The organism is Flavobacterium panici, assembly GCF_024499525.1.
Classification (GTDB): Bacteria; Bacteroidota; Bacteroidia; order Flavobacteriales; family Flavobacteriaceae; genus Flavobacterium; species Flavobacterium panici.
On the sequence record NZ_CP100437.1, the window covers coordinates 3,995,773 to 4,021,786 of the forward strand.

General features: G+C 33.7%; 19 protein-coding genes. 9 read left to right on the plus strand and 10 right to left on the minus strand.

The window, feature by feature from the left end; all coding sequences use genetic code 11:
• Window positions 1–50: 50 nt before the first annotated feature.
• Together NLJ00_RS16840 and NLJ00_RS16845 are read right to left on the minus strand one after the other, a co-directional pair.
• A complete protein-coding gene (locus tag NLJ00_RS16840; RefSeq protein ID WP_256634655.1) occupies window positions 51–374 on the minus strand; it encodes a nuclear transport factor 2-like protein in 324 nt (107 codons plus the stop codon).
• A 38-nt stretch (window positions 375–412) separates the two neighbouring features.
• On the minus strand, window positions 413–1,207 hold the full coding sequence (locus tag NLJ00_RS16845; protein WP_256634656.1) for an SDR family oxidoreductase: 795 nt from the start codon (window positions 1,205–1,207) through the stop codon (window positions 413–415).
• Window positions 1,208–1,330: 123 nt separating this feature from the next.
• Here NLJ00_RS16845 and NLJ00_RS16850 point away from each other — a divergent pair, with 123 nt between their 5' ends.
• On the plus strand, window positions 1,331–1,711 hold the full coding sequence (locus tag NLJ00_RS16850) for a winged helix-turn-helix transcriptional regulator (RefSeq protein ID WP_256634657.1): 381 nt from the start codon (window positions 1,331–1,333) through the stop codon (window positions 1,709–1,711).
• A gap of 33 nt (window positions 1,712–1,744) precedes the next feature.
• Here the strand turns inward: NLJ00_RS16850 and NLJ00_RS16855 are convergent, their stop codons facing one another.
• Window positions 1,745–2,215, minus strand: coding sequence for a cytochrome P460 family protein (locus NLJ00_RS16855; protein ID WP_256634658.1), 471 nt, complete (start codon window positions 2,213–2,215; stop codon window positions 1,745–1,747).
• 2 nt (window positions 2,216–2,217) lie between these two features.
• Complete coding sequence (locus NLJ00_RS16860) at window positions 2,218–3,198, minus strand: cytochrome P460 family protein (RefSeq protein ID WP_256634659.1); 981 nt, start codon at window positions 3,196–3,198, stop codon at window positions 2,218–2,220.
• Between the two features lie 190 nt (window positions 3,199–3,388).
• Here NLJ00_RS16860 and NLJ00_RS16865 point away from each other — a divergent pair, with 190 nt between their 5' ends.
• The gene (locus tag NLJ00_RS16865) at window positions 3,389–4,513 is read left to right on the plus strand and encodes a LytTR family transcriptional regulator DNA-binding domain-containing protein (protein ID WP_256634660.1); all 1,125 of its coding nucleotides are present in this window, start codon (window positions 3,389–3,391) and stop codon (window positions 4,511–4,513) included.
• A gap of 17 nt (window positions 4,514–4,530) precedes the next feature.
• Here NLJ00_RS16865 and NLJ00_RS16870 read toward each other — a convergent pair whose 3' ends face one another.
• The 5 genes from NLJ00_RS16870 to NLJ00_RS16890 all read right to left on the minus strand — a co-directional run bounded on the left by NLJ00_RS16870 (window position 4,531) and on the right by NLJ00_RS16890 (window position 12,041).
• On the minus strand, window positions 4,531–5,061 hold the full coding sequence (locus NLJ00_RS16870; protein WP_256634661.1) for a DUF4442 domain-containing protein: 531 nt from the start codon (window positions 5,059–5,061) through the stop codon (window positions 4,531–4,533).
• A 93-nt stretch (window positions 5,062–5,154) separates the two neighbouring features.
• Complete coding sequence (locus NLJ00_RS16875; RefSeq protein WP_256634662.1) at window positions 5,155–7,047, minus strand: M1 family metallopeptidase; 1,893 nt, start codon at window positions 7,045–7,047, stop codon at window positions 5,155–5,157.
• A gap of 156 nt (window positions 7,048–7,203) precedes the next feature.
• The gene (locus NLJ00_RS16880; protein WP_256634663.1) at window positions 7,204–9,573 is read right to left on the minus strand and encodes an FdhF/YdeP family oxidoreductase; all 2,370 of its coding nucleotides are present in this window, start codon (window positions 9,571–9,573) and stop codon (window positions 7,204–7,206) included.
• 87 nt (window positions 9,574–9,660) lie between these two features.
• On the minus strand, window positions 9,661–10,524 hold the full coding sequence (gene fdhD, locus NLJ00_RS16885) for a formate dehydrogenase accessory sulfurtransferase FdhD (RefSeq protein WP_256634664.1): 864 nt from the start codon (window positions 10,522–10,524) through the stop codon (window positions 9,661–9,663).
• A gap of 215 nt (window positions 10,525–10,739) precedes the next feature.
• Window positions 10,740–12,041, minus strand: a complete 1,302-nt coding sequence (locus tag NLJ00_RS16890) for a hypothetical protein (RefSeq protein WP_256634665.1) — start codon at window positions 12,039–12,041, stop codon at window positions 10,740–10,742.
• A gap of 456 nt (window positions 12,042–12,497) precedes the next feature.
• Here NLJ00_RS16890 and ppk1 point away from each other — a divergent pair, with 456 nt between their 5' ends.
• The 7 genes from ppk1 (at window position 12,498) to NLJ00_RS16925 (ending at window position 25,493) form a co-directional block, all read left to right on the plus strand.
• Window positions 12,498–14,516, plus strand: a complete 2,019-nt coding sequence (ppk1, locus tag NLJ00_RS16895; RefSeq protein ID WP_256634666.1) for a polyphosphate kinase 1 — start codon at window positions 12,498–12,500, stop codon at window positions 14,514–14,516.
• A 168-nt stretch (window positions 14,517–14,684) separates the two neighbouring features.
• The gene (locus NLJ00_RS16900) at window positions 14,685–16,346 is read left to right on the plus strand and encodes a T9SS type A sorting domain-containing protein (protein ID WP_256634667.1); all 1,662 of its coding nucleotides are present in this window, start codon (window positions 14,685–14,687) and stop codon (window positions 16,344–16,346) included.
• A gap of 6 nt (window positions 16,347–16,352) precedes the next feature.
• The gene (locus NLJ00_RS16905; protein ID WP_256634668.1) at window positions 16,353–19,697 is read left to right on the plus strand and encodes a hypothetical protein; all 3,345 of its coding nucleotides are present in this window, start codon (window positions 16,353–16,355) and stop codon (window positions 19,695–19,697) included.
• A 13-nt stretch (window positions 19,698–19,710) separates the two neighbouring features.
• Window positions 19,711–23,943, plus strand: coding sequence for a DUF6443 domain-containing protein (locus NLJ00_RS16910; RefSeq protein ID WP_256634669.1), 4,233 nt, complete (start codon window positions 19,711–19,713; stop codon window positions 23,941–23,943).
• A 21-nt stretch (window positions 23,944–23,964) separates the two neighbouring features.
• The gene (locus tag NLJ00_RS16915) at window positions 23,965–24,327 is read left to right on the plus strand and encodes a hypothetical protein (protein WP_256634670.1); all 363 of its coding nucleotides are present in this window, start codon (window positions 23,965–23,967) and stop codon (window positions 24,325–24,327) included.
• Between the two features lie 23 nt (window positions 24,328–24,350).
• Complete coding sequence (locus NLJ00_RS16920; protein WP_256634671.1) at window positions 24,351–24,749, plus strand: energy transducer TonB; 399 nt, start codon at window positions 24,351–24,353, stop codon at window positions 24,747–24,749.
• Between the two features lie 555 nt (window positions 24,750–25,304).
• Complete coding sequence (locus NLJ00_RS16925; RefSeq protein WP_256634672.1) at window positions 25,305–25,493, plus strand: hypothetical protein; 189 nt, start codon at window positions 25,305–25,307, stop codon at window positions 25,491–25,493.
• A 70-nt stretch (window positions 25,494–25,563) separates the two neighbouring features.
• Here the strand turns inward: NLJ00_RS16925 and NLJ00_RS16930 are convergent, their stop codons facing one another.
• Window positions 25,564–25,950: a secretion protein gene (locus NLJ00_RS16930; protein WP_256634673.1), complete on the minus strand. Its 387-nt coding sequence runs from the start codon at window positions 25,948–25,950 to the stop codon at window positions 25,564–25,566.
• Window positions 25,951–26,014 lie beyond the last annotated feature (64 nt).

Sequence of the window (26,014 nt, forward strand, 5' to 3'; positions counted from 1 at the left end):
TTTAATTAAACAAGGGAGTAACTAAAATCTGGCACTCCCTTGTTTTTTTATTATCCTGTTACTTTTAGATGCTGAATTTGTCCATCAGCAATTTCAAAATGAAATTGTAATACAATTGGACTTCCTTCAAATGTACCTGAACATTCAGCAGATAAAACACTTGCGTTGCCGTTTTCGGTATATTCAAGAGGTTTCATCACTGATTTGTATTTTTTGTTTGATTCTTCTATCCAGCTTTTTATTTCTGTTTTACCTGTATGGTTTTTGCCTTCATCAAATGCAATTGCAGTTTCTGAAAAGCAATTGGCATAAGCCGTGCTGTCAAAATTGTTCTGGGCGTTTACTAAGTCTTTTATTACTTCTGGTAAGTTCATAATGTATCTGTTTTATTGTTTATAATTCTTTTGAAAAATTAAATTGTTGGAACTGTTCCTCCATCGATAATAAATTCAGTTCCTGTTAAATAATTGGCTCTTGGTGAAACAAGAAAACCAACTAATTCAGCTACTTCTTCCGGTTCGGCAGGTCTGCCGTAAGGTATTCCCCCAAGTGCATCCATAACACCTTGTTGAGCTTGTTCTACAGTAATATTTGAGTTTCTTGCAATCTCACCAAGCCAGGCTGTCGATGCAGATGTATTTATCCATCCCGGCGAAACTGTCAGCACGCGGACACCTTTTGGAGTAACTTCATTTGATAAACTTTTACTGTAATTTATCAATCCGGCTTTTGCTGCGGCATAAGGTAAAGTAGAATCATAAAGGGGCAGTTTGCCCTGAATAGAAGCGATATGAATAATAACACCACTTTTTTGATCTATCATCTGCGGTAAAAATCCTCTGTCTAATCTCACGGGAGCCAGCAAATTTGCCTGCAGGGTTGATTCCCAGTCTTCATCAGTTAATACGCTGTAACCTCCAGCGGGTGTTGAAGAAGATCCAAGGTTGTTCACAAGAATATCCAGTCTTCCGTAAGCCGACAGCACTTCGCTAATTACTTTTTGTGTTCCTTCTGCCTTACTTAAATCTGCAGCAATGAAATGTAAATCTTCATCGGGTATTTCGGGTTGATTTCTGGCGCTGATAATTACTTTGGCACCTGCATTTTTTAAACGTTCGGCAATGGCTTTTCCTGCTCCTTTTGTTCCTCCTGTTACCAGTGCAATTTTGCCTGATAGTTCGTTCTGATAATCGAATTGTTGTTTCATAGTGATTTCTTTTGTACAAATTTCAGAACTATGTAACTTTCTCACAAGTAAGGAATTACGATTCAGATAGGGATAAATTTTTCCCCTATTGTACAAATCAGAACATAGGTTTACTTTTGTAATATGTATGAAAGAAAAACAATTCCGAATTTAAACTGTGGACTCGACCTGATTGGTGAAGTGTTGTACGGCAAATGGAAAATACGTTTGCTTTGGTTTATTAATGAAGGCCATAAAAGACCAAGCGAATTACAGCGTAAAATACCAGATGCTTCACGCAGGGTTTTGAATATTCAGTTGAATGAATTGGAAGAACATGAACTTGTTGTGAGGAAAATATATCCCGTAGTACCGCCAAAAGTAGAATACAGCCTTACTGAATTTGGAAAAACCCTGATTCCTGTAATAGGCGCTTTAGGAGGCTGGGGAGATGAAAATCAGGAACGGTTAAGAAAGTTAATTATTAAAAAATTTTCTAATCTAACCGATCCCGAAGAACAATAAGATTTTTTCTAAAAATATAAATGGACTTTATTTTTAAGGTGTTTCTGCCATACGTTTAGAGAGTATTAAAGCTATTCTTTTGTTTTCATCATCAGAAGCAACTTTTTTTAACGGATGTCCGGCATACAATTCATATTTCGGAACAGCATTTCCGGTAAATTGTACTTTTTCGACACTAATAATCTGATCGGGAATATTCGCGCCATACCATAGAGAATCTGCTTTTTGTTTCCAGTTAACTTCATATAAAACAGCTCCATTAGGATAAGAACTGTCTGCTTTAATTTTTGCGTGCTGAAAAGCAATTTTATTTCCGTATAAAGTAGACATAGCCGCTTTATTCGGATTAATGGAAAATGTAATAGGGGATAATAACAATGGATTTTCAGGCAGCACATCTAATGCAGATACCGAAGCTTTTTCATTAAGATTATCTTTATTATTTCCGTTACATCCGGAAAGTAAAATAATAAGCGCGATTATAATAGAATGAAGTGGTTTCATAATTATTTGGTTTTATTGTAAATATTAAACTTATTGATATCAAGATGCAGCGGAGTAGTAAAAACGTAATCATTGTTTTTGACCGGATTATGACATGAAATACATTCCTGATCAAAATTGGCAGTATCGCCGTACGGTTTTAAATCATTTCCTTTCCATCTTGCCCATCCCCAACCTTTTGTAGCTGCATATTTTTTTGCATCTTTTATCATAAATTCGACCTGAATAAATGCTCCGGCAGATATAGTTCCGTCAGCTTCTGTTTTTTGTTTCCAGGCTGTTTTGGCAAAAATTGCACCATCGGGCCAAGGATTAGTTTGATGTTCTGCTATAGCTTTTACGGCGATTTCGTTTCCATAAATGATACGCATACTTCCGTTATCAAAACGATCTGATGTACTAACCGCTTTCCAGTTTCTAAAATCGGGGATATATGAAATATTATTTAGTGTAGGTTTAACTTTTGAGTAATCTGTTATTTTTTTATTCGGAAGTACTTTTTCAACATCTTTTGGAGCAGCAACAGGCGGTATTTCCTGATTTGGTTTTCGGACTGCTATTGTTGTTAAATAATTTTTTAAAACAGCAATAGAACGATCATCTAATTTGGCAGAAGGATGAAGGGCTGTATAACTTTTTAGCGGCATTTCGCCCGATAGTATTTTATTGAAAGCATAAAAAAGTGTAGCATTTTGTTTTGGCTTTTCTAATTTATCCCAATCAGAAAAATTCAGTGCTTTTCGGCCATCCTTAATATGAGAAGCGACTATAAAATTGGCAGGTGTTATTTTGTCAAACCACGCCAGATTTACAGTATTTGAATGACAGTCAAAACAAGAGTTTCTTAAAATAGTATTTACTTCTGCCGGAACGTTAGTTAAGTCTTTTGTTGGTGTACTATATTCAATTTCTTCAGGTTTCCAAAATTGTAAAGCAATAAATGCAACCAGTAAAATTGCGAAGATTTTAAGTCCTTTTTTCATTTGTTTTATTTTTTAGATGAAATAAATAATCAATTCAAAATTAGGCCTAATCCCAGTGTTTAAAAGATTTAATTGGCTCAAAGGGGATTTTTTGACCTTGAAGCCGAAATATCAAAAGCTAAATAAATTGCTTATTTTGGCCTAAGTAAAAATTTTTAAACGAATTTCATTTTAAGGACTATAAATTTACATGAAAAAAGCACGCCTTTATACTTTGACACTTACAGGCATTAGTATTGTTGTTCTAATTATTAGTTTGATTTCTTCCAGTTATCTTTATTTGTCTGCCAAAGAAAAGTTGTTCAATAGTAAATTAGAATCGGGCGAGAGGGAAGTTCGGGAAATTTCGCGTCTTTTGGAACAACAGCTTCGCAGCGGATTATCTAAAGATCAGGTAATTCATAATCTGCAGATAAGTATTGAAAATACAGATATAAAAAGTGATTTTATCTGTATGTACAATCAAAAAGGAATCGAACTCTGCCATCCTAATCCAGCATTAATTGGACTTAAAATTCAAGAGAATAATTCTCAGGTTAACGGAATAGGAAATGAAGAGTTTAAACCCTTAAGTACCGTTTTAGAACAGGGAGAAAAAATAGGAGGGATGCGAACATTTCCTAATGATCCAAAAAGAAAATCGGAAATAATCAATATAAATCCCGTTGCAGGAACAGACTGGATGGTAGCTTCGCATGCTAACTTGGCTGTTCTAGAAGAAGAATTATCAGATTTGTATCTGCAGTTTGTTGTGAGTCTGTTTTTAAGTACAGTTTTTATAAGTGTTTGCTGTTACTTAATGATACGACTTATTTATCGAAAATATGAACGAGTTTTTGATCTTGAAAAAGAGGATTTAAATTACAGGGTAAATGAGCTTCAGATCCTGAATTTACAGTTGAATTCAAATCAGCAGAAATTACAAAATCTCACAGATAATACGATTCAAAATGATACCTCAAAAGAGTCTGAAATTCCAAAGAAAAGAATACTTACATATCATAAAGATGAACTGATAAAATTAGATATACAAGAGATTGCCTATATTTTATTAGATACCGGAATTACGTATATTTATACTTTTGACAATCGCCAATATAACAGCAATAACAGCCTTGATGAGGTTATGAAATGGCTTGATCCAACTATTTTTTACAGAGCAAACAGGCAGTTTATTATTAACATAAATTCTATTAGCAGTATATTACTTTATGGGAAAAATCAGTTGAAACTAATTATAAAACCAGATCCCAAAATCGATATTATTATCAGTAAAAATAAAGTAGCAGAATTTAAAAACTGGCTGGATCAGTAAAAAGACTAAATTTTAAACTAAACTGATGGCTTTTTATTTTCCCTTTTCTTTTTAAAATAACTTTTATCAGCAATGTAAATTGTTTTACGAACTTCACAGTATGTGATCGATTTATCTTTGTTTGTAAGCAATGTGGTTTTTACAATTTCTAATTCATTTTGCTGGCTAATTTTGTTTTTAATTTCTTCCAGTTCTTCTAAAGTAAAAATGAAATCAGCATATAAATTCTCTTTTGCAGGTCTCTTAAAATAAATTTCAGCAGCTTTATCCCATACTACAAAATTTTCATCTAAAAGATTAATCAATTGTACCATCGGAATTGGATCTACTGCCGCAAACATACTTCCTCCAAAAATGGAGTTTACATAATTTTTGTTTTTATAACTTATAGGAAGTTTTATTTGAATTTGCAATAAATCCTGCGATACGTTTACAACTCTGGCAGTACTTCTTCGGTACATTGGAGACAGATTAAATCCGTATTTAAAAAGTTTTGGTTTCCCAATATACTTCGAACCTACTGCTGCTATTTTTTGATATACCGACATTCAAAATTGATTTAGGTGTTATTCTTTTTAAGAATTGATTTTAAAAGATTTACAAATTACGAAAATTTGATTTACAAAGTATTACTATAATTTCTATTTAGCCTTCCACACGTTGTCAGCAGGATTTATGTCAACATCATAAGGATCGCCAAGGTTTATTTGTGTAATTGTTTTTTGAGCAGGTAAAGAAATAATAACATCTTTATTGCCATTTTTCCAACAATCTATTTTTTTAGAGATGGTTTCTTTACTGCCATCCGAATACGTGATCATCAAATGAATTGGCATCATCAATGTGCCTGGACTTGAAATTGTAATTGTGTAATTCTTTTTTGCTTTTTCTACTTTTGCGATTGCGAGATCTGGAACATTTTTTTCGAAATACCAATTTTTCCAAAACCACTTTAAATCTGTTTTACTTTCACTTTCGATACTATTAAAAAAGTCATAAGGTGTGGGATGTTTTCCGGCCCAGTTTTTAATATAACCCTGAACAGATTTAAGAAACAATTGATTTCCCAGTAATTCCATAAGATAAAAATTGGCCAATGCCGGTTTCAAATCTTTATTTGAAAAACGGGCTTTACCATAAAGCTGCGGAGTAGGAGTTATGATAGGCATATCTTCGGCAATTCCGGCGCTGTTATTTACAGAGCTGATATCATAATTTAATGGTTCAGAAGAATCAATCATGGGCGAAAAATAGAATTCTGTAAATGTTGCCCAGCCTTCATCCATAAAAGAATACTTTGTTTCATTTGTTCCCACATAAAAAGGAAATATACTGTGAAAAACCTCATGAGTGGTTAATTCAAGCAATTCATTATGATTGTCAAAGGGCAGCATATTCACCATCATAGGATATTCCATAGCGTCAAGTCCGTCAAAAACAGTTTGATGCGAATAAGGAAAAGGAATTTTTGGAAAATGATTACTAATTAATTCTACAGTTTTTGCCGTATAATCAGCCACTTTGTTGTAACTCGTATGCTCCGGATTAAAAACTGCATCTATTCTTGTACGACGTTTAGTATTTGAATCTACTTCAACACTTTTTGCCTGCCAAACATAATTATTGCTCAATCCAAAAGCAAAATCGGTTACATTTAAAGCTTCAAATTTCCAGGTATTTGTTTTGTTTTTTATCGTAATATCTTGGTTTTTTATATCCAAAGGCGTAATGATATCGACGATTTTATCTCCTTTTTCAGCCCTACCAATCCTTTCAATTATATGAGAATCATAGACAGCATCGGGATTTTTAAGATCACCCGTACCCCATACCTGAAAATTTCCGGGAACTGTGATCGAAACATTAAAATTACCATAGTCATTATAGAACTCTTCTTTGCCTAAATAAGGATATTCATCCCAGCCATCAACATCATCATATACAGCAACACGCGGAAAAAAGTAAGCAATAAAAAAACTATCAGGATCGATTTGCCCCGTTCTCACAAAAGACCCTTTGTTTAATATATAGTCATACTCAATTTCGATATTTATTTTTTTTCCCGGTAAAATTGTTACACTTGGCAAATACATCGTAGTTCCTCTAATTTTCTTCTTTGATTCATTATATAAAGTACCATCAAGAGTAATCGTATTTATGTTAATTCCAGTGCCCAAATCTTCGGGAGCAATTATCATATTACGCATGGAATTATTTTTGTAAAAGTTAGGAAACAGCTTAAATACAAGCGTTTTAAGTGTATCTGGACTATTATTTGTGTATATAATAGCGGCTTTGCCCTGAACCTTTAAAGTAGAAGGATTAAAATCAACATTGATAGTATAATCCCCTCGATTTTGCCAGTAGTTTTTTCCCGGTGTTCCTGTTGTATTTCTGGTATTATTTTTATTTGCTTTTGTGACATTTCGCAATACTGGAATATCTTGTGCATATAGGTTAATATTCAAAAGACTTAAAATGACAAATAGTGACAATTGTATTTTCTTTTGAAGCAAAGGCAGTAAATTATACATAGGCAAAAATGAGTTAATTAAGAAAAATCTTAGCTGGCGTGTTTTATCGTATAAATGAATAAAAAAAATATCTTTTATTTTTGTTTATTTAGATAGATTTAACGCTTTTCAAAGCAAGAATCTCTATTGATAATCTGCCTCATGCCACCTATATTTTTACAAACGATTTATTCTCTCATAAATTTTAGGATCGTGTTTTCTAACTTTAATTTTCACATATTTTGAGGCTGGCATATTACTATCCTTAACCACATTGTTGACAGAGACCAAAACGTTTGTTTCGGGAAAATAAGTAACCGTGTTTTTCTCCGGAATTTGATACGAAACAATTATAAACAAAGGCGCGATTCTTTCAATATCATCATCATAATTAAATAAATCGACTTTATCACCCGCTTTAAATCCTGCCTGCGCAATATCTTTTTCGTTCATAAATATTACCCTGCGCTCATTTTTTACACCGCGGTAACGATCATCAAGGCCGTAAATTGTGGTATTAAACTGGTCGTGCGTTCGGGTGCTTGCCATCATATATTCATCTGGAGCAAGTTCGTTTCTTGGAATTTCCGTTAATGTAAATGGTGCACGGTCTCCAAAATCTTTAGTAATAAATTTTCCATCGCGCGCTGCATTCGGTAAATGAAAACCTCCTTTTTGGCGTACTTTTTCATTATAATTTTCAAAACCGGGAATACATTTTTCAATGGCATCTCTCACATCATCATAGCTGTCATGATAACGTTTCCAGTCAACAACCGATTTATTTCCAAGCGTTGCCATAGCCAATTTACATACAATCTGAGTTTCATTAATAAGATTATCAGATACAGGTTTGAGCATTCCTTTTGACGACTGTACAACGCCCATTGAGTTTTCGGTAGTTATAAATTGTGCTTCTCCATTGACAACATCAATATCGCTTCGGGATAATGTTGGTAATATAATGGCTTCTTGTCCGTGAATTAAGTGACTGCGATTCAGTTTTGTAGATACATTTACGGTTAAATTTAGTTTTCTTAACGCGCTTGCCGTATACGTTGTATCTGGTGTTGCCGATAGAAAATTACCACCCATACAAAATAGTAATTTTACTTTTTCTTCCTTCATGGCTTTAATGGCTCTCACAACATCATATCCGTGTTTGCGAGGCGGATTAAACCCAAAATAAGCCTGAAGACGATCCAGTTGTTCGTTAGTAGGTTTTTCATCAATCATCATGGTTCTGTTTCCCTGAACATTACTATGACCACGAACAGGGCAGACACCTGCACCGGGTTTTCCTATACTTCCTTTTAGCAATAGAATATTAAGAATTTCTCTAATCATTTCTACGCCGTTTGGCTGCTGCGTAAGTCCCATTCCCCAGCAAACAATGATTCGTTTTTTGAAAGCGATGATTTCTGCAGCTTCATAAAGTGCTTCTTTAGAAACGCCCGAAAGTTGGACAAGTTCATCCAGATTATAATCATCAAACTGTTTTAGGAAAGCTTCATATCCGGTAGTTTTTTCTTTGATGAAATCATAATCAAAGACTTTTCCGGGATTTTTATTTTCCAGTTCCAATAATATAATTTCAAGGGCTTTTAACAGCGCCATATCGCCATTTATTTTTACCGGAAGAAAAAGATCGGCTAGTTTGACGCCGTTTCCAATAATTCCGTTAATTTCCTGCGGATTATGAAATCCCATTAAACCAGCTTCCGGCAACGGATTTACAGCAATAATTTTTGCTCCGTTTTTTTTACCTTTTGCCAATGCAGTCAACATTCTTGGTGCGTTAGTTCCGGGATTTTGACCAATAATTACAATTACATCGGTATCATAAAAATCATCTAATGTTACAGTTCCTTTTCCAATTCCGATTGTAGTTCTTAAAGCCGAACCGGATGTTTCATGGCACATATTAGAACAGTCAGGCATATTGTTGGTTCCAAATTCTTTTGCAAAAAGCTGATAAAGAAATGATGTTTCATTGCTCGTTCTTCCTGAGGTATAAAAAGCAGCTTCATCTGGTGATTCTAATGCGTTGAGATGTTCTGCTATTTTTGTGAACGCGTTATCCCAGCTTATAGGTTCGTAGTGCGTTCCATTTTTAGGAAGATACATAGGTTCGGTCAATCTTCCCATTTTTCCAATTTGATAATCGTCTAATTGGGCAAGATCATAGACAGAATTTTGTTTGAAAAATTCAGCTGTGATTTTTTTGGTAGTGGCTTCTTCTGCTAAAGCTTTAACTCCGTTTTCGCAGTATTCTCCCAAAGGCGAACGATCATCATCTGGATCAGGCCATGCACAGCTCGGACAGTCAAAACCACCTTTTTGATTCATCTTGAATAAAGCTTTTGTCCCGCGAACAAGCGTTTTTTCTTCAATAAGATCACTAAAAGCTGAGATAACAGCAGGAACTCCGGCAGCCCATTTTCCTGTTTTTGTCAGTTTAAGATCTAAAAGTTTATACGGATTTTCGGCATTTGGTTCTTTTGTAATTTTATCGTGGATGTCTTTTGGAGATTTATCTTCTTTCATGACTTTTGCATTTAATTGGCTTATTCACAGAAATTGGAATAATTATGATTTTAATCAGCTATAAAATAACTGTTTTTTTAATTTTTATTAGAAGTTGATTACAACCTGATCGCTTGAATTATAGATATTGAATCGGTCTTCTTTAAGAAAACCCAAAAGGGTAATATTAAATTCTCTAGCCAATTCTACAGCAAGACTCGAAGGCGCACCAATGGCAACAACAACGGATATACCTGCCATAGCCGCTTTTTGAATTAACTCAAAACTGGCTCTTCCGCTAAGAAGTAAAATATGTTGATTTAATGGAAGTAAATTATTTGTTAATGCAGAGCCAATTAGTTTATCCAAAGCATTATGTCTTCCAACATCTTCCTGTAAAAAAACGAAATCGCCTTCAATAGTAAAAAGTCCCGACGCATGAATACCGCCAGTAACGGCAAAACTGCTTTGAGCTGCTTTTAATTTGTTTGATAATTGGTAAAGTACTTTTGCAGTAATATTTAGTGTTGGATTATCTAAAGGGTTGAAAGTGCTAACTGTTTTGATGGATTGTATAGAACTTTTTCCGCAAACGCCGCAGCTTGATGTAGTATAAAAATTCCGATCTGAAGACATTAAATGCGGAATAAAATTTTCGACTAAATCTACCTGAACAATATTTTTCTTTTGAAAGGAACAGTCTGTATTAGTGTGATAAACTTTTTTAACGTCCTGATAAGAAGTTATAATGCCTTCGGTAAATAAAAAACCAATTGCAAGATCAAAATCATTGCCTGGCGTACGCATTGTTACCGAGATGTTTTTGTGTATTTTTTCAGCTTCGGGACCGTAAGAAATTCTTATTTCAAGCGGTTCTTCTACAGAAAGAATGTCTAATAAAGATGAACTTTCAAATCCGTTCACTTTTGTAATGCAAACCTCTTTAATGGAAACTAATTCCAAATCATTCATTTCCATGTAAATTCATTAAATGTTGATACGTAAAATTAGTAAAAAATGATTTATAAGAAGATTTTTCTCCTTGTAATTAAACCTTTTTAAGGAATTAAATTACTATAATTTATCCCATTTTAATTGCAATTAGGGATTTGGATAAAAAAAAAAAAGAGATGCAGACAAGAAAACAATTAAGCTTCTTGTCTGCATATTTAAATTAAAAAGTCAGTTTAGATAGCGCTGATTTTTATAGAACTAGCTTTATCATTAAAATTTCCTAAACAGCTATTATTTCCTGTTACAACAACAGATTCACCTCCAAAATTGTCGTTTTGGTATAAGGTAATTTTATATCCATTATCTAAACGAACAGACGATAAATCATCATTTACAATACCATACGATTTTAGCTGAGCCAATGTATAATCACCGGCAGGCAAAGCAACTGCATAACCTGTATAGCTGCAATTTTGGTAAACTGTAACAACACCCCCAGCAGAACTATTGTATTTATTATCAGTATAGGTACGTGACAAATTACCTACGCCATCAAAATAATTATCAGCTAATTTTGCAGGATCTGTTGCAAATTCTCCACCTTGTACGATACCATCATTTCCATCATTCCATGCCCATGGAGCATTAGCACCGCCAGTTTTAAAATCATTTCCTTTAAATCCTCCGCCTGGGCTGGAAAACAATTCTGTATTGAATCGTTGATCCCATAATCCTCCGGTTTCAAAAATATCAACAAGTTTGTACTCCACGTAAGTGTCATAATTATCAGATGGTATTTGTGCAGTTCCACTTGCCGAAGGGTAATAGATAATTCCGTCTCCATCAATATCGTGCTGCGGCCACGCTTTAAGACTGTGTCCTTTAGAATCTTGCGCTGTAATAGGGTGCAATTCTCCGTTATAATCTCTCATTTGTAATGTTCCGTCAACACTTTCCAGTCCGCTTACAAAAGAACTTCCAGATGGCACATAAGAGAAAAAGTCGGAATGACTAACTGTAACCGCTCCTTTTAAAGAACCGTAAGTAGAACCATCTTTTTCTACAATCATTAATACACCTTCTAAATCATTTTCATGCTGATCTAAATTGTATAAAAACGGATTATCTGTCCAATCGCGTGGAGAGAAAAAAGCATAAGTAATAAACCAATGCGTATTTGATTCAACAACCGAATAATAGCAATGTGCGGCTAAAGAATTAGCATAAGCAGGAAGGTTGTTCCAGTTGTTTTCGGCATTCCAGTCATTGTCGTAGTTAATTGCAGTAAGATAATCTGATTTTCCTCCTTCGGCATAAGTTCCTGTAGCATCTACATCTTTGTAATGAATAGGAGCCCATCTTCTTGCTAAATTAGAACTTGCTGAGACACTCATTTTTTTGAAATTTTGCTGCTCTTTTGCTACAGCAGAATTTTGGCTTTCTTCTAATGTCGTATCCTGACATGAGAATGTAAGGGCCGACAGCATAATAATTAAGGCTTTACTTAATACCTTTTTTGGATTCTGTTTTTTCATAATTCTAGTTTTAATGGTTTATAACATATTTAAATTCAATGATTTTTATAAATTATTTGATAGCAATAACCAACTGAGAAATAAAAAGTAATCAGCTTTGTTTTCTGGAAATTTTGTCGATAGAACGGATTGTTTTTGAATTATAATTCTTACTACTTGTAAGTACCTTAAAAGAGAAATCGTACTATCGAAGCAGTATTACAATACGGTTAACAAAAAGTTAATAGGAAAAGGAAGAAGTTATAATTGTTGAACTCAGTAAAAATGATTAGGTTCAAGCGGTATATAATGGAGCTAAAACACTATATCAGAATAAGTTATTATTGTGAAATTGTATAGATTAAGATATGTTACCAATAAATTAAATTATGGTTAACAGCCTATCTGCATTTATATTTTAAAATAATTAATGCTGAAATTTACAAGTATCAATAAAGTATAAACCAATTTTTTTACGTGCAAAACCATCTTATACCTTCAGAAATTTCGTGGCTCTCTTTCAATAACTGTATTTTGGATGAAGCCGATGATTCCAATAATTCGTTATATGAAAGAATTAAGTTTTTAGCCATTCATTCGTCTAATTTAGATGAATTTTTCAGGGTTAAAATCAGAAAACTGCTGACTAAAAATTCAAAAAAGAATACAGAATTACTCAATAAAATTTTAGCCGAAGTAAATCTCCAGCAAAACAGATTCGGGGCAATTTGGAAGAAATCAATACTGCCAGAATTAGCCGCGAATAATATTGTTTATTATGAAAATCAAGAGTTTACCGAAGAACATTTACAGGAAATCGAATACTATTTTAAAAGCATTATTCTCTCTTATATTCAAGTTATTTATATTTCGATAAACCAGCCTAAAACGTATTTCTTAAACAATCGTAGTTTATACTTTTTGGTAAAACTAAAAGATACTTCGGGTAATTTTAATTACGCTTATTTGAATATTCCTTCGGATAAACTGGACCGATTTAAACAATTGCAAAGTCAGGGCGATACGCATTATATTATTTCGATTGATACTATTATAAAGAATTGTTTATCGCTTATATTTCCTTCCGGAAAAGTGGTTTCCTGCAATGCTATAAAACTAAACCGTGATGAAAATTATTTAATAGAAGATGAAAATTCAGGAGATTTAATAGCGAAAATTGAAGCCAAAATTGAAGAGCGAAAACGCGGTTCGTCGACAAGATTTCTGTATGATTCTAATATGGATGCTGAAACAATTTCGGTATGTAAAAAAACCTTTCGCCTTAAAAAAGATGAAATGATAAAAGGCGGAAGCCATCATAATTTTTATGATTTATTCAAGTTTCCAAATCCAGTAAAACCCAATCTTCAGGGAGCAAATTATCCGGGTCTCAAACATTTGCCCTTTGAAAGCAAAAAGTCAATTTTTGAAATTATTGACAAACAAAATCAATTATTGCATTTTCCGTATCAATCATATTATTATGTACTTCAGTTTTTTAATCAGGCGGCAATTAACAGAAATGTTCTCGAGATAAAAATTACTTTATACCGAATTTCATCGCAGTCGTTAATTGCAAATGCTTTGATAAGCGCCGCTAAAAACGGAAAAAAAGTGACTGTTTTTGTAGAAGTCAAAGCACGTTTTGATGAATACAATAATTTATTCTGGTCCCGAGAAATGAAAAATGCCGGAATAAAAATCATTCAAAGTATGCCGAATTTAAAGGTTCATGCAAAAGTGGCAATGGTGACCATGAAAGATAAATACGGAAATAAGAAATATTATAATTATTTATCCACCGGAAATTTTAATGAAAGTACAGCCAATATTTATTCTGATTTTGGATTTTTTACTTCAGAAAAAAAATATACAGATGATTTAAAAAAAGTATTTGCATTTTTGAAAACCAAGAAAAAGACAGGTGCACCAAAACATATTCTGGCCGCAGGTTTTAACATGAAAGAGAAATTACTAGAATTAATAGATACCGAAATTGAAAATAAAAAAGCCGGAAGAGAAGCGGCGGTATTTTTAAAAGTAAACGGAGTTGATGAAAAAGATATTATCGACAAACTTATTGAAGCAAGCAGGGCAGGTGTTGAAGTGACATTGATAGTACGAGGAATCTGCACTTTATTGCCGAGAATTAAATATGTAAGTGAGAATATAAAAATCTATAGAATTGTAGACATGTTTTTAGAACATTCGAGAATTTACAAATTTGCAAATAACGGCGAGGAAAAAATCTATTTGTCATCTGCTGATATGTTAAGCCGAAATTTAAACAGAAGAATAGAAGTTGCTTATCCGTTATATGATGAAAAACACATTGAAGAAATTAATACAATTATTCAATTGCAGTTAGAAGATAATACAAAAAAAAGAACCATAAATAGTGAGGGAAATAATGAAGTGGAGATTCTAAATATTGACGAACCAAGACGTGCGCAAACTGAAATTTATGATTGGCTTGCGGAGTGTAATATGGAATGACGTTTGGTTTTATTTTACAAATAAAGCTCGATTGTTAAGTTGAGCTTTTTTTTGTAATATAAAGCTTATTTTTCCGTAAATAATAACTGATTTTTATTAAAATATTAGGAATCCTATAAAGATTTAATCATAACATTTTCTAGATTTGCGCCGAAATTAAAATTGCTTATGAAAAAACTTTACTTATTAGTCTTTACACTTTTACCGCTTTTAATTTTTTCTCAGGATATTCTTTGGGAAAAATCGTATGGAGGTATACACGCAGATTATCTTTTTGATGCACAACCAACAGCAGATTACGGATTTATATTGGCAGGAAGTTCTGTGTCTGATAAAACCGGAAATAAAACAGAGGACAATCATGGAGATCTGGATTACTGGATCTGGAAAATGAGCGAAAAAGGTGAGCTTGAGTGGCAGAAAAGCATTGGAGGAAATGGTTTTGATCTTCTTCAAAGCATTAAAAACACAAACGACGGCGGATTTATACTGGCAGGAACCTCAAGTTCAGGAAATAGTTTTCAGAAAAAAGAAGAATCTAAAGGACTTAGTGATTTTTGGGTTATAAAACTCGATGCTTCAGGTACTGAACAATGGCAGAGAACCATTGGAGGAAATGGCCAGGATGAACTTTTATGCGCTTTTCAGACTAAAGATGGAGGTTATGTTTTAGGAGGTTCATCCAGTTCCAGTCCATCTTCAATTTCAAATAATACAATAGATCCAAAAATTATTGCTTCAGCTAAAACAGATTTATATAGTAAATCTGAAAAAAGCCGTGGTAATATGGATTACTGGATCGTAAAACTGGACAGACATGGCGTTATCGAATGGCAGAAAACATACGGAGGAGAGTATGCCGATTTATTACGTAGCATGGAACAAACCGCTGATAACGGATATATTTTAGCTGGATACTCAACTTCTCCAATATCTGGAGACAAAACCGAGGCAAATAATGGTTCCGGAGATTACTGGATCGTAAAGTTAAATGATTCAGGAGCAATTCAATGGCAGAAAGCATACGGAGCAGAAGGCGATGACCAGCCTTATATAATTCATCAGACTGCAGACGGCGGTTACATTGCCGGTGGAAATTCTAACAGCACCAATGCCCTAACTCCATTAGGAGGCATTGTAGGTAACGGAACAGATTTTTGGGTATTAAGAATCAATCATCAAGGAGACGTTTTGTGGAGTAAGACTTTCGATTTTGGTAAAGTAGATATTCTAACATCGCTGGTGGAGAATAACGATCATACCTATTTAATTGGCGGTCATGCAAAAACAGAAACCAGACAATCTGTAATTGGAGATTTGGCAAAAAAGGCAGGTGTAGGAAAGGAAAAAGATGGTATAAACGATTATATCGCACTAAAAATAGATAATAAAGGAGAAGAATTGTGGAGCAAAACGGTAGGCAGTAACGGCGAAGATATTCTAAGAAAACTAGTTGAAACCCGTGATGGAGGTTATTTAATGGCAGGAACTTCAAACTCAACTTCATCTAAAGATAAAAATTCGAATATTGGCAGTAATGATTTTTGGGTTGTTAAACTAAAAGACAAAACCAAGATTGAGAAAGTTAAAGCCAGCATTGAAGCAATTCCTAATCCTGCAGTTGATTATACGAATGTAATTATTGGTTATGATTTCAAGGAAGGTACTGCAACAGTTGTTGATATTCTCGGTAGAAATTTACAGCATTTTAAAATATCAAGCAGAACAGTCCCTGTGAATTTAAACGGTTATGCTGAGGGAATATACATAGTAAAAATTCAGACAGATGTGAAGACAGAGTCTGTGAAAATAATTAAAACGGTTAAATAATTTAAAATGAGTATTATAATAGATAAACCAAATCTAAAAAGTTTAATTAAATTTTTATACTTTTTGGTTATTTTTTTTGTTTCGATAAAAATTAATGCACAAGGCGAAAAACCAAGTTCATATTTTCCAAATATAGTACCACCGCCACCAAATAGTGCCAGTTTAGGGGCGTATGGACAAGTGCCTCTAAATCAATTTACTGGTAATGCAAATATCTCGATTCCTTTACTGGAGTTAAAATCAAATAGTTTATCACTTCCTGTTTCATTATCATATTCATCAGATGGAATTAAAGTAGATCAATATGAATCAAATGTTGGTATGGGATGGGCATTGAATGCAGGAGGTGTTGTAACGAGACAAGTTTTTGATTATCCCGATAATTATAATGGCAGAATGCAAAAACCTAATGCTGCAATAGATTCGAATGAGATGGAAACTTTTTTAAATCAGGCATCATTGGGTTCTCAGGTTGATACACAGCCAGATATTTTTAGTTATAATGTGAATGGTATATCTGGTAAGTTTTTTTTAGATAATAATAATCCTGTGGAGATAGAACCTTCAGGATTAAAAATTGAAATTACATCAGGCTTTATCGATTTGGGATTTGTTCCAACATCTACTCCTGAAATAACTATAACTGATACGAAAGGAATCAAATACTATTTTGGAGGAACAAACGCAATTGAAAGCAGTTCTACAAGAAGAATTTTTGTTGAAAACTCACCACCGGGAGAAACTGTTAAAACTTCATGGTATTTAACTAAAATTGAAGACCCATTTACAAGTAGTGTAATAACATTTACGTATGATTCCAGAGTGGTGACATATGTATCCAGTAATGAACAAAGTTTAGAATATGTGTATGGATTTGCAGGAGTTAGATTAACTTCAGGATTATATAATTATCAGAGTACTTCACGTTTGAATGAATCTCTTTTGAAAGAAATTACCACAGTTAACAGCAAAGTGTCTTTTGTATATTCAAAACGATTTACAGATCCTGATTTTCCGTTATCAAAAATAGATGAAGTAATTTATACTACAATTCCGGGCACAGTAATAAAAAAAATAAAATTTGATTACGATCAATATTCAGGTACTACATTTTCGAATAGTTATAATCAATCCTTTGAATATTTTAAAAAAAGGTTTTTTCTTAAACAAGTTAATGAGTTTAGTACAGAAAGCGAACCAATAACACATCAGTTTGAATATTATTTTCCCGATAGACTTCCGGCAAGATTTAGTTTTGCACAAGATAACTACGGCGTTTTCAACGGAAAAAATAACACAAGTTTAATTTCTGATGAAATTTCTGTTTTTAATTCTGTGCTTCAGGCTATTCCAGGTGGAAAATTAGCAGACAGACGACCAGATGGTAATTTTGGATATTATGGTCTGTTAAAAAAAATAATATACCCCACAAAAGGATCAACAACTATAGAGTATGAACCTCATGTTTTAGGGAAGATAAATGTTCCGGTAAATGCTGTAAAAAACCAATTTAGTTTAAGCGTTTCTACCATTAATGAGCAATTTAACAATTCAGCTACAAGTACTATTCATTCCTCTATGCAGCAAAAAATCAGGATAAATGGTAGTGTAGTAAACAATGTAGATCAATGTACGGAGGCAGAAAATCCTTGGCCTCTTCGGGCTGAAGTAGTAATAACTGATTTATCTACTAATCTTCCTGTTCCGTTTTATAAAAGCGGATCAAATCAGGATACTCCTTCCTTAATAGGAAATTCCTATACTTTTTATAAAACTCAAAGTGTTACTGAAGACACTTTTACTCTGGAAGCAAATAAGGATTATTCAATTAGCATATCTTTGATTAGACCCTGCATGTTTGGAGGTGTTTTTTTTGATTACTACAGCCAGCCTATAACATATCAGGAGATTGATAAAGAAATTGGTGGTCAGAGGATAAAATCTATTTCTAAAAATAATAATGTAAATGGAATAATAGAAAAAGAAAGATATTATTACAGGCCTTATAATTGTGCCACCTGCCAGAGTGGGAGCTATATCAATCAGGCACCGATTGCATATGTGAAAAATATTGAGAGGAGTAATTTATGTGAATATCCGCCACAACGTACATTATATTCTGTGGGAAGTTCAAATCTGGCTAGATTATATTCTGCACAAAATGCTCAATTTGGTTATGGATATGTAACCAAAAGTTATGGGGATAATTTTGAAAATGGAGGGGAAGAATTTAAGTATGAGATAATTCAGGACGGTTTTCCTTTGCCTACATTAGGAGCAATGGATAAAACAACACCGTTCACAAATGGTTTTGGATCAGGAAAATTATTATCTCATAAAGTTTTTAATAAGGCATTAACAGTAGTAAAAGAAACTACAAATACTTATTATCATGATCTTTCAAAAGATATATCAGTAACAGGATATAATGCTTTTATGAGCACACAGGCTTTTGCGAGAATTGGTGATGCTACTGCTACTTTCTGTGGGCTTCAGCTAAATTGGGCTAATTATACTCTAAATGAATATTCTCTTCGCTCCCAATGGTATTATTTAAAACAAACAGTTGAAAAGCAGTATGATCTTAACGGATTAAATCCGGTAACAACTACGACTGATTTTAATTATGGAAATCCAAATCACTTACAACTTACAGCGCAGAGTATTAAAAATTCAAAAGCAGAAGATATGATAACTAAATATTTTTATGCAAAAGACCCTGAAATGGCAAACAAACCGTTTATAACCGAGTTAATTACAGCTAATATTATTGGAGTTCCTCTGGATACACAAACTTATAATGGAGTATCAACCAAGTTGTCAGAACAGTTGACCGTTTATGACAAAAGTACTGCAACAAGTAATTTATTACTGCCAAAATCTATTTATGCAGGTAAATTTCCAAATGCATTCCCAACAGTTTTAACAGATAAAAATCTGGAGAAAAAAGTCACTTTTGATCAATATGATGATAAAGGTAATATAATACAATACACTCCCGAAAGTGGTATTCCGGTTGCTGTTATTTGGGGATATAATAAAACCCAGCCTATTGCAAAAATAGAAAATGTGACATACAGCGAGGTTTCATCTTATGTGGCTAATTTGCAAAACTTGTCAAATACAGGAACAGAGGCTAATTTAATTACTGCATTGACATCATTACGCAATGCTTTGCCAAATAAAATGGTAACGACAATTACATATTTGCCGCTTATAGGAGTAAGTACCATAACAGACCCAAAAGGAAGTATAACAACTTATTTATATGATAAGTTCAACAGACTTAAAGTTGTAAAAGATAATGGGGGTAAAGTTATTTCAGAAAACCTATACCATTATCAAAACTAATCAAAGCCTTAAAATGAGAAAAAAAATACTATTTATACTATTATTCCAAATATTTGCTTTTGTAGGTTATTCACAAGTAAAATCTAATTCTTCCAATAGTGCAAAAGCTGCTGCCGTTGTCGATCCGGGTGGAGAAGATCCTACAGGTTACCAGTGGAATCGTGATTTTGATAAAGATGGTTTTGGAGACCCAAACGACTATGTATTCAGTCAGACTAAACCTAATGGTTATGTTGCAAATCCACTAGATTGTAATGACAATGATGCTACAATAAATCCTAATACAGTTTGGTATCGAGATGTTGATGCTGACGGATTCGGTACTTCGGCTACAACTATCCAAAGCTGTACTCAGCCAACAGGGTATGTAAGAAATAATACAGATTGTAATGATGCAGATGCAACCCTAAATCCTAATACAACCTGGTATCGTGATGCAGACGGCGATGGTTACGGAGCTACAACTCCAACATTAAAACAATGTACTCAACCGGCAGGTTATGTTCGAAACTCGTCTGATTATAATGATACAACTGTTAATATTACCAATATTGCTCCATCAACTTTTTACAGAGATGCTGATAACGATACTTTCGGAAATGCTGCGATTTCGGTTCTTTATAGTGTAAAACCAGCTGGATATGTTACTAACAGTACTGATTGTAATGATGCAGATGCAACTTTAAATCCTAATACAAAATGGTATGCAGATAACGATTTGGATGGATTTGGTGATCCGGCAAGTTTCGTAACACAATGTACGGCTCCAGCGGGTAATTATGTACGAAATAATTCAGATAACTGTCCTAATATTAAAGGCACGAATGCAGACTGTTCACTGCTTGTAGCTCCGTCAGCAGATAGAAATTACATTATTACCAAAACATATAAAAAACCATTTGCAGATGTTATTGAGTTTCCCGCCTTAGATGAGGCAGCTCAAAGTATAACTTATTTTGACGGTTTAGGAAGACCAATCCAGCAAATTGCCAATAAACAATCTTCGTCATCAAAAGATATTATCACAAACATAACTTATGATAATTTTGGAAGACAAATAAGAGAATTTCTTCCTTATGAAGCTTCATCCGTTAATATGGCATTTGAACCTAATGCAGAAACGAATACTGCAAGTTTTTATAATACAACTAAATATGAAAACACAGCTAATCCGTTTTCGCAAAAAAACTTAGAATCTTCACCCTTAAACAGGGTAACTAAACAAGCTGCGCCGGGAACTTCCTGGGCAATGGGCAGCAGTCACGAGATTAAACTGGATTATCAGACCAATACAGCGACAGAAGTAAAATTGTATAAAGCAACGACAACATGGACAGCAAGTTTAGGCTTATATGAGATTGCATTTTCAGATGCGGGAAATTATGCAGCAAACGAACTTTACAAAGTTGTAACCTACGATGAAAATACTACGGCAACTCCAACAGAAACTGCAGGATCAACAGTAGAGTTTAAAAACAAGGAAGGACAGGTTGTTTTAAAAAGAACCTATGATGCAGGTGCAAAACATGATACTTATTATGTATATGATATTTATGGAAACTTAACATATGTAATTCCTCCAAAAGTAGATGGAGCAACAATTACAGTCGATGTTTTAAACGGATTTTGCTATCAATACAAATACGATTACCGAAACCGTTTAGTAGAGAAAAAACTTCCTGGAAAACAGTGGGAATTTATTGTGTATGACAAGCTGGACAGACCAGTAGCAACAGGTCCTGCGTTTTCGCCTTTTAAAGACGATGCCTCTGTGGGCTGGATTATTACCAAATACGATGTTTTTGGCAGACCTGTTTATACAGGTTGGAACAGTCAGGCGGTAAGTTCTACGGCAAGATTTACCCTGCAGGGAAACCAAAACACAGCAGCAACTTTGTACGAAGACAAAGCAGCGACTACCATTGATGGTATTGCTACGAATTATAAAAATACGATTGCGCCAACGAGTTTTAAACTCTTAACCGTTACATATTATGATGATTATACATTTACGGGTGCTCAAACGGCCCCAACTACTATTATTGGACAGACTGTTTTAGTAAATACAAAAGGATTGCAAACAGGCAGCTGGACTCGTGCTCTAAGTACCGCAGCATCTATTGCAGGAGAAACAACCACTACTTTTTATGATAGTAAAGCAAGGCCAATAAGTACTTATGTAAAAAATCATTTAACGGGTGTAAGTCATACCGATAATGAAATTGATTTTATAGGAAAAACGCTGACAACTCAAACAGCGCACCAACGATTGAGTGGTGGAGCGGTAATAAATACGGAAGATAAATTTACCTATTCTCCACAAGATCGTCTGCTCACACAAACCCACAAAATAGGTACGGCAGGAACAGTCCAGCTTATGGTGGCTAATACCTATGACGCTTTGGGACAGTTAATGAGTAAAAATGTTGGTAATACTACTGCCGCGCCTTTGCAGAAAGTAGATTTTAATTATAATGTAAGAGGCTGGCTTACCGAGATTAATAAAACGGTAAATTTACAGCAGGGAACTGATGCGAAAGATCTTTTTGCTTTTAAAATTAATTACAATACAACTCAGGCAGGGATTTCTGGCGTAAATGGACTTTATAATGGAAACATATCAGAGACATTATGGAGAACAGGTGCCGACAATATAGAACGCGCTTACGGTTACCAATACGATAATTTAAACCGATTAAAGAATGCGATTTACGAAAAAAGCGGCGTAACGACCAATGCGTACAATGAGAGTTTGACCTACGATAAAAACGGAAATATCATGTCCCTGATACGCAAAGGAGATACTGACCCTCAGGTACAGCCTATAGAAATCGATAATCTGGCGTATACGTATACAACCAATACAAACCAGCTGGCTAAAGTAGTTGACAACAGCAATAATACCAGTGGATTTAATGATTTTAATAAAACCGGGGATGATTATACTTATGATGCCAATGGGAATATGTTTACCGATAAAAATAAAAACATTAGCGCAATTGCTTACAACCACCTTAATCTGCCAAAGAAAATAACATTTGGAACAGGAAATACAATTGAGTACATTTACAATGCAACGGGAGAAAAACTCGAAAAAATTGTAACGGAAAATAGCATTGCCACAACAACCAATTATTTGGATGGTTTTCAATATAAAAATACGGTTCTGGAATTTTTTCCAACTGCTGAGGGTTATGTAAAAAATACAAGTGGAGTGTATTCTTATGTGTTTCAATATAAAGACCATTTAGGAAACATCCGTGTAAGCTACGGTAAAAACCCAACAACTCAGGTTCTTGAAATTATTGATGAGAATAATTATCATCCTTTTGGTTTAAAACATAAAGGGTATAATGATTATGTGGCTACAAGTAATAAGTATAAGTACAATGGCAAAGAACTGCAAGACGAGTTAGGGCTTGCTGTTTATGATTATGGTGCAAGGAATTATGACCCTGCTTTAGGAAGATGGATGAATATTGATCCTTTGGCAGAAAAAATGAGAAGGCACAGCCCTTATAATTATGCATTTAATAATCCAATAAGATTTATTGATCCAGACGGAATGGCTCCTGATTGGCATAGAGATGGCGCCGGGGCATTAGTTGCCGACAAAGGAGATACTGCTCAGAGTCTTGCTAATTATACAGGAATGTCCTTGCAAGAAGCTAGAGCACAGTTTAATCATAACTTTTATCGTTACGAAAGTGTAATGTCGGGAGGGGAAACATTTAACAATTCCCCTAAATATGTTTCTTCAGGAGATTATGGCCCAGATAAAAGTACTTCTCATGCAATAGCTTTTGCTGGTATAGTAGCATTACCTATATTAGGAGCAACAGGAGCAATAAGTTTTGGCCTGCCGACCGTAGGAGAAGCATTATTTGGAGTCACAGCAAATACAGTCTCGCAAGGAATTGCAAATGGAGGTGATTTTACACAAGTTAATACAATTGAAGCTGCTGCATCAGCTTTCCCTGGTGTAGGTCCAACTCTAATTGGAGAAAGTTTTAGTTTATCTGTTGAGGACTTTAGTAATTCAAATTATACACCCTCAATTCCAACAAGTTTTGAGCAAGCTGCTGTTCAAATTGGAGGTGGATTAATAAGTAATAGTTTTGGAAATAAGATTGATGCAAATTCTATTTTTGCTAAAGGAGTTGCAAAAACTTATGGAGAAACTGCAAAATTTTCAGTGGAAACAGCATCTAATGTTGCACCAAATTTACTGCCTAAAAAAAAATAAAAAAGTATTAAAATTCACTATATGCAAAATTTTTATAAATCCATTCTAGTATTAATCATTGTGGGAGTTTTTTCAATGTTTGTGAGAAGTTATCTTAAGCAAAAGGAAATCAGGGAAAACCAAGAGCAAACTGTCTGTAAATTTGTGTTTTGTAAAGACTTTCCAAAAACAACTAAAAGTTTTTTTCAATACAAAATTAAAAATGAATGGTTTAGAGAAGGTTATGGAAGATGTCCAGACAATTATGAAAAAAAAATCAACAAATTTTTTAGATTATATTACTCTTCAAAGGATTCTAATAAAATTATAGTAGATTTTTCCCAAGAAATTGTAGATACAACTGAAATTCTTAATGCAGGATTTTCTTTAAACGAATTAGAGTAAGTACCTTAAAAATAATAATTAAAATGAAAAAAATACTTTTACTGTTTATCACTTTCTTCTGCGTTCAAAATTCATTTTCTCAAAATTCATTTCCAGAAAATGACATTCAAAAAAAGATTTATAATAATGAAGACGTTCAAGTTAAAGCTGAATTTCAAGATGGAGAAAAAAAGTTCAATGAATATGTCGTTATGGCCTTTAAGAAAGAAAAACATAAAGATTATCCAAAGACCGTTCTTGCAAGCTTCATAGTTGGCATTGATGGTTCACTAGAGGATGTCGAGATCGTAAGTGGAGGTCGAAAAAACGCATCTAAAGAGATAAAGAAAATCATTGAAAATTCTCCTAAGTGGTTGCCTGCTGAGCACGAAGGTTATCGTGTGAGGGCAAGTGTAAAAGTTTCTTTGAATTTTCAAGAATAGTAAAACATGAACAAGTTAAGGGGGCATTTTTGCCCCCCTTATCTATTTTAAATGCCTTTATAAAAATTTTTTTCCCTTTTCTTTTTAAATTGTTTGGAAACATAATCATTGATTTTTTCACCACGAAGTAGAATATCTGCTAGGTTTTCTTTTACATAATCTTTTGATTCAAAATCTTGAAAGTTCTCCCGATCGCTCGGATATGCGCAACGATAGCGCGGAAATTTTTTCCGTGCCCGCAACGAGCATCGACAAAGCATAAAAAAGAAAAAACCTCGCCAGCTGGCGAGGTTTTTTGCGTTTTAAAACGTTGGTAATCGTGCTTGTTTTTTTCATTTAATACTATTTCAAATCGATAAAAAGAATCTAAATCTTACAAGTAGAAATAAATTTACATTTCCTTCATAATTAGCATATTAATAACCCATACTGATAAGTTTTTTCCTCGTAGTTATTAATAATTCGTTGAAACAATTATAATAATATTATAATTGAAATTTTGAAGATAAACGAATTACATCAGATAACTTTAATGTCTCTAAACATTATCTACAAATGAAAACAATCCAATTCAGAACCGATGATTTAACCCAGTACACCGTTAATATTTCCCAAATTACCTGTATGTTTACAGCAGATGAATCTTTAGGAACTTGGATTTATCTGAGCTGCGGAACCAGACTAAAAGCCCTTTTAGTTATTGATATTGTTTTAGAAATGATCAGCAAGGCCGAAAATGAATAATTAAGAATTGGACAAAACAAAAAAACTCAAAAAGCTGTTTAGAAGATTTTGTTGGGACAAAAAAGGGGATTTATAGGCTAAAAGCAGGAATTTGATATAGACTTTCGTCTAATTGTAGTGTTTTCTCTTTTTTAGCTGTAACTTTAATCTGATGTTTTGCAACTTTTCCATTTTCTATTATCTCTAAGAAATAAATTCCGGATGGATAACCTTGTAAACTAATTGTTTTTGATATTTCAAACTTGTTTATTTCAGGTTCTCCGGAGTAAATTAAATTGTGATTTTCATCACATATAGTAAAAGATGCGTTTTCAGCACCATCTAGAATAAAGCTTTCCACTTTTCCGTTTCCGGTATCGATCATCAAAATGTAGTCTCCTTTTTCCTCATCAGCATAAGTGTAAAGTGATGATAGTAATAAGGTATCAGTGAAAACTGTTTTACTAAATTTTGTCATTTTTAATTGCTTGATTGTCAAAGATTATTGTGGCGCAAAATTAGAAAAGAAATTCAGTTTTATT

Bases quoted from the DNA above. Each gene is read 5' to 3' on its own strand.
- NLJ00_RS16840 (WP_256634655.1), bottom strand. From the start codon at position 374: ATGAACTTACCAGAAGTAATAAAAGACTTAGTAAACGCCCAGAACAAT.
- NLJ00_RS16845 (WP_256634656.1), bottom strand. From the start codon at position 1,207: ATGAAACAACAATTCGATTATCAGAACGAACTATCAGGCAAAATTGCA.
- NLJ00_RS16850 (WP_256634657.1), top strand. From the start codon at position 1,331: ATGTATGAAAGAAAAACAATTCCGAATTTAAACTGTGGACTCGACCTG.
- NLJ00_RS16855 (WP_256634658.1), bottom strand. From the start codon at position 2,215: ATGAAACCACTTCATTCTATTATAATCGCGCTTATTATTTTACTTTCC.
- NLJ00_RS16860 (WP_256634659.1), bottom strand. From the start codon at position 3,198: ATGAAAAAAGGACTTAAAATCTTCGCAATTTTACTGGTTGCATTTATT.
- NLJ00_RS16865 (WP_256634660.1), top strand. From the start codon at position 3,389: ATGAAAAAAGCACGCCTTTATACTTTGACACTTACAGGCATTAGTATT.
- NLJ00_RS16870 (WP_256634661.1), bottom strand. From the start codon at position 5,061: ATGTCGGTATATCAAAAAATAGCAGCAGTAGGTTCGAAGTATATTGGG.
- NLJ00_RS16875 (WP_256634662.1), bottom strand. From the start codon at position 7,047: ATGTATAATTTACTGCCTTTGCTTCAAAAGAAAATACAATTGTCACTA.
- NLJ00_RS16880 (WP_256634663.1), bottom strand. From the start codon at position 9,573: ATGAAAGAAGATAAATCTCCAAAAGACATCCACGATAAAATTACAAAA.
- fdhD (WP_256634664.1), bottom strand. From the start codon at position 10,524: ATGAATGATTTGGAATTAGTTTCCATTAAAGAGGTTTGCATTACAAAA.
- NLJ00_RS16890 (WP_256634665.1), bottom strand. From the start codon at position 12,041: ATGAAAAAACAGAATCCAAAAAAGGTATTAAGTAAAGCCTTAATTATT.
- NLJ00_RS16900 (WP_256634667.1), top strand. From the start codon at position 14,685: ATGAAAAAACTTTACTTATTAGTCTTTACACTTTTACCGCTTTTAATT.
- NLJ00_RS16905 (WP_256634668.1), top strand. From the start codon at position 16,353: ATGAGTATTATAATAGATAAACCAAATCTAAAAAGTTTAATTAAATTT.
- NLJ00_RS16910 (WP_256634669.1), top strand. From the start codon at position 19,711: ATGAGAAAAAAAATACTATTTATACTATTATTCCAAATATTTGCTTTT.
- NLJ00_RS16915 (WP_256634670.1), top strand. From the start codon at position 23,965: ATGCAAAATTTTTATAAATCCATTCTAGTATTAATCATTGTGGGAGTT.
- NLJ00_RS16920 (WP_256634671.1), top strand. From the start codon at position 24,351: ATGAAAAAAATACTTTTACTGTTTATCACTTTCTTCTGCGTTCAAAAT.
- NLJ00_RS16925 (WP_256634672.1), top strand. From the start codon at position 25,305: ATGAAAACAATCCAATTCAGAACCGATGATTTAACCCAGTACACCGTT.
- NLJ00_RS16930 (WP_256634673.1), bottom strand. From the start codon at position 25,950: ATGACAAAATTTAGTAAAACAGTTTTCACTGATACCTTATTACTATCA.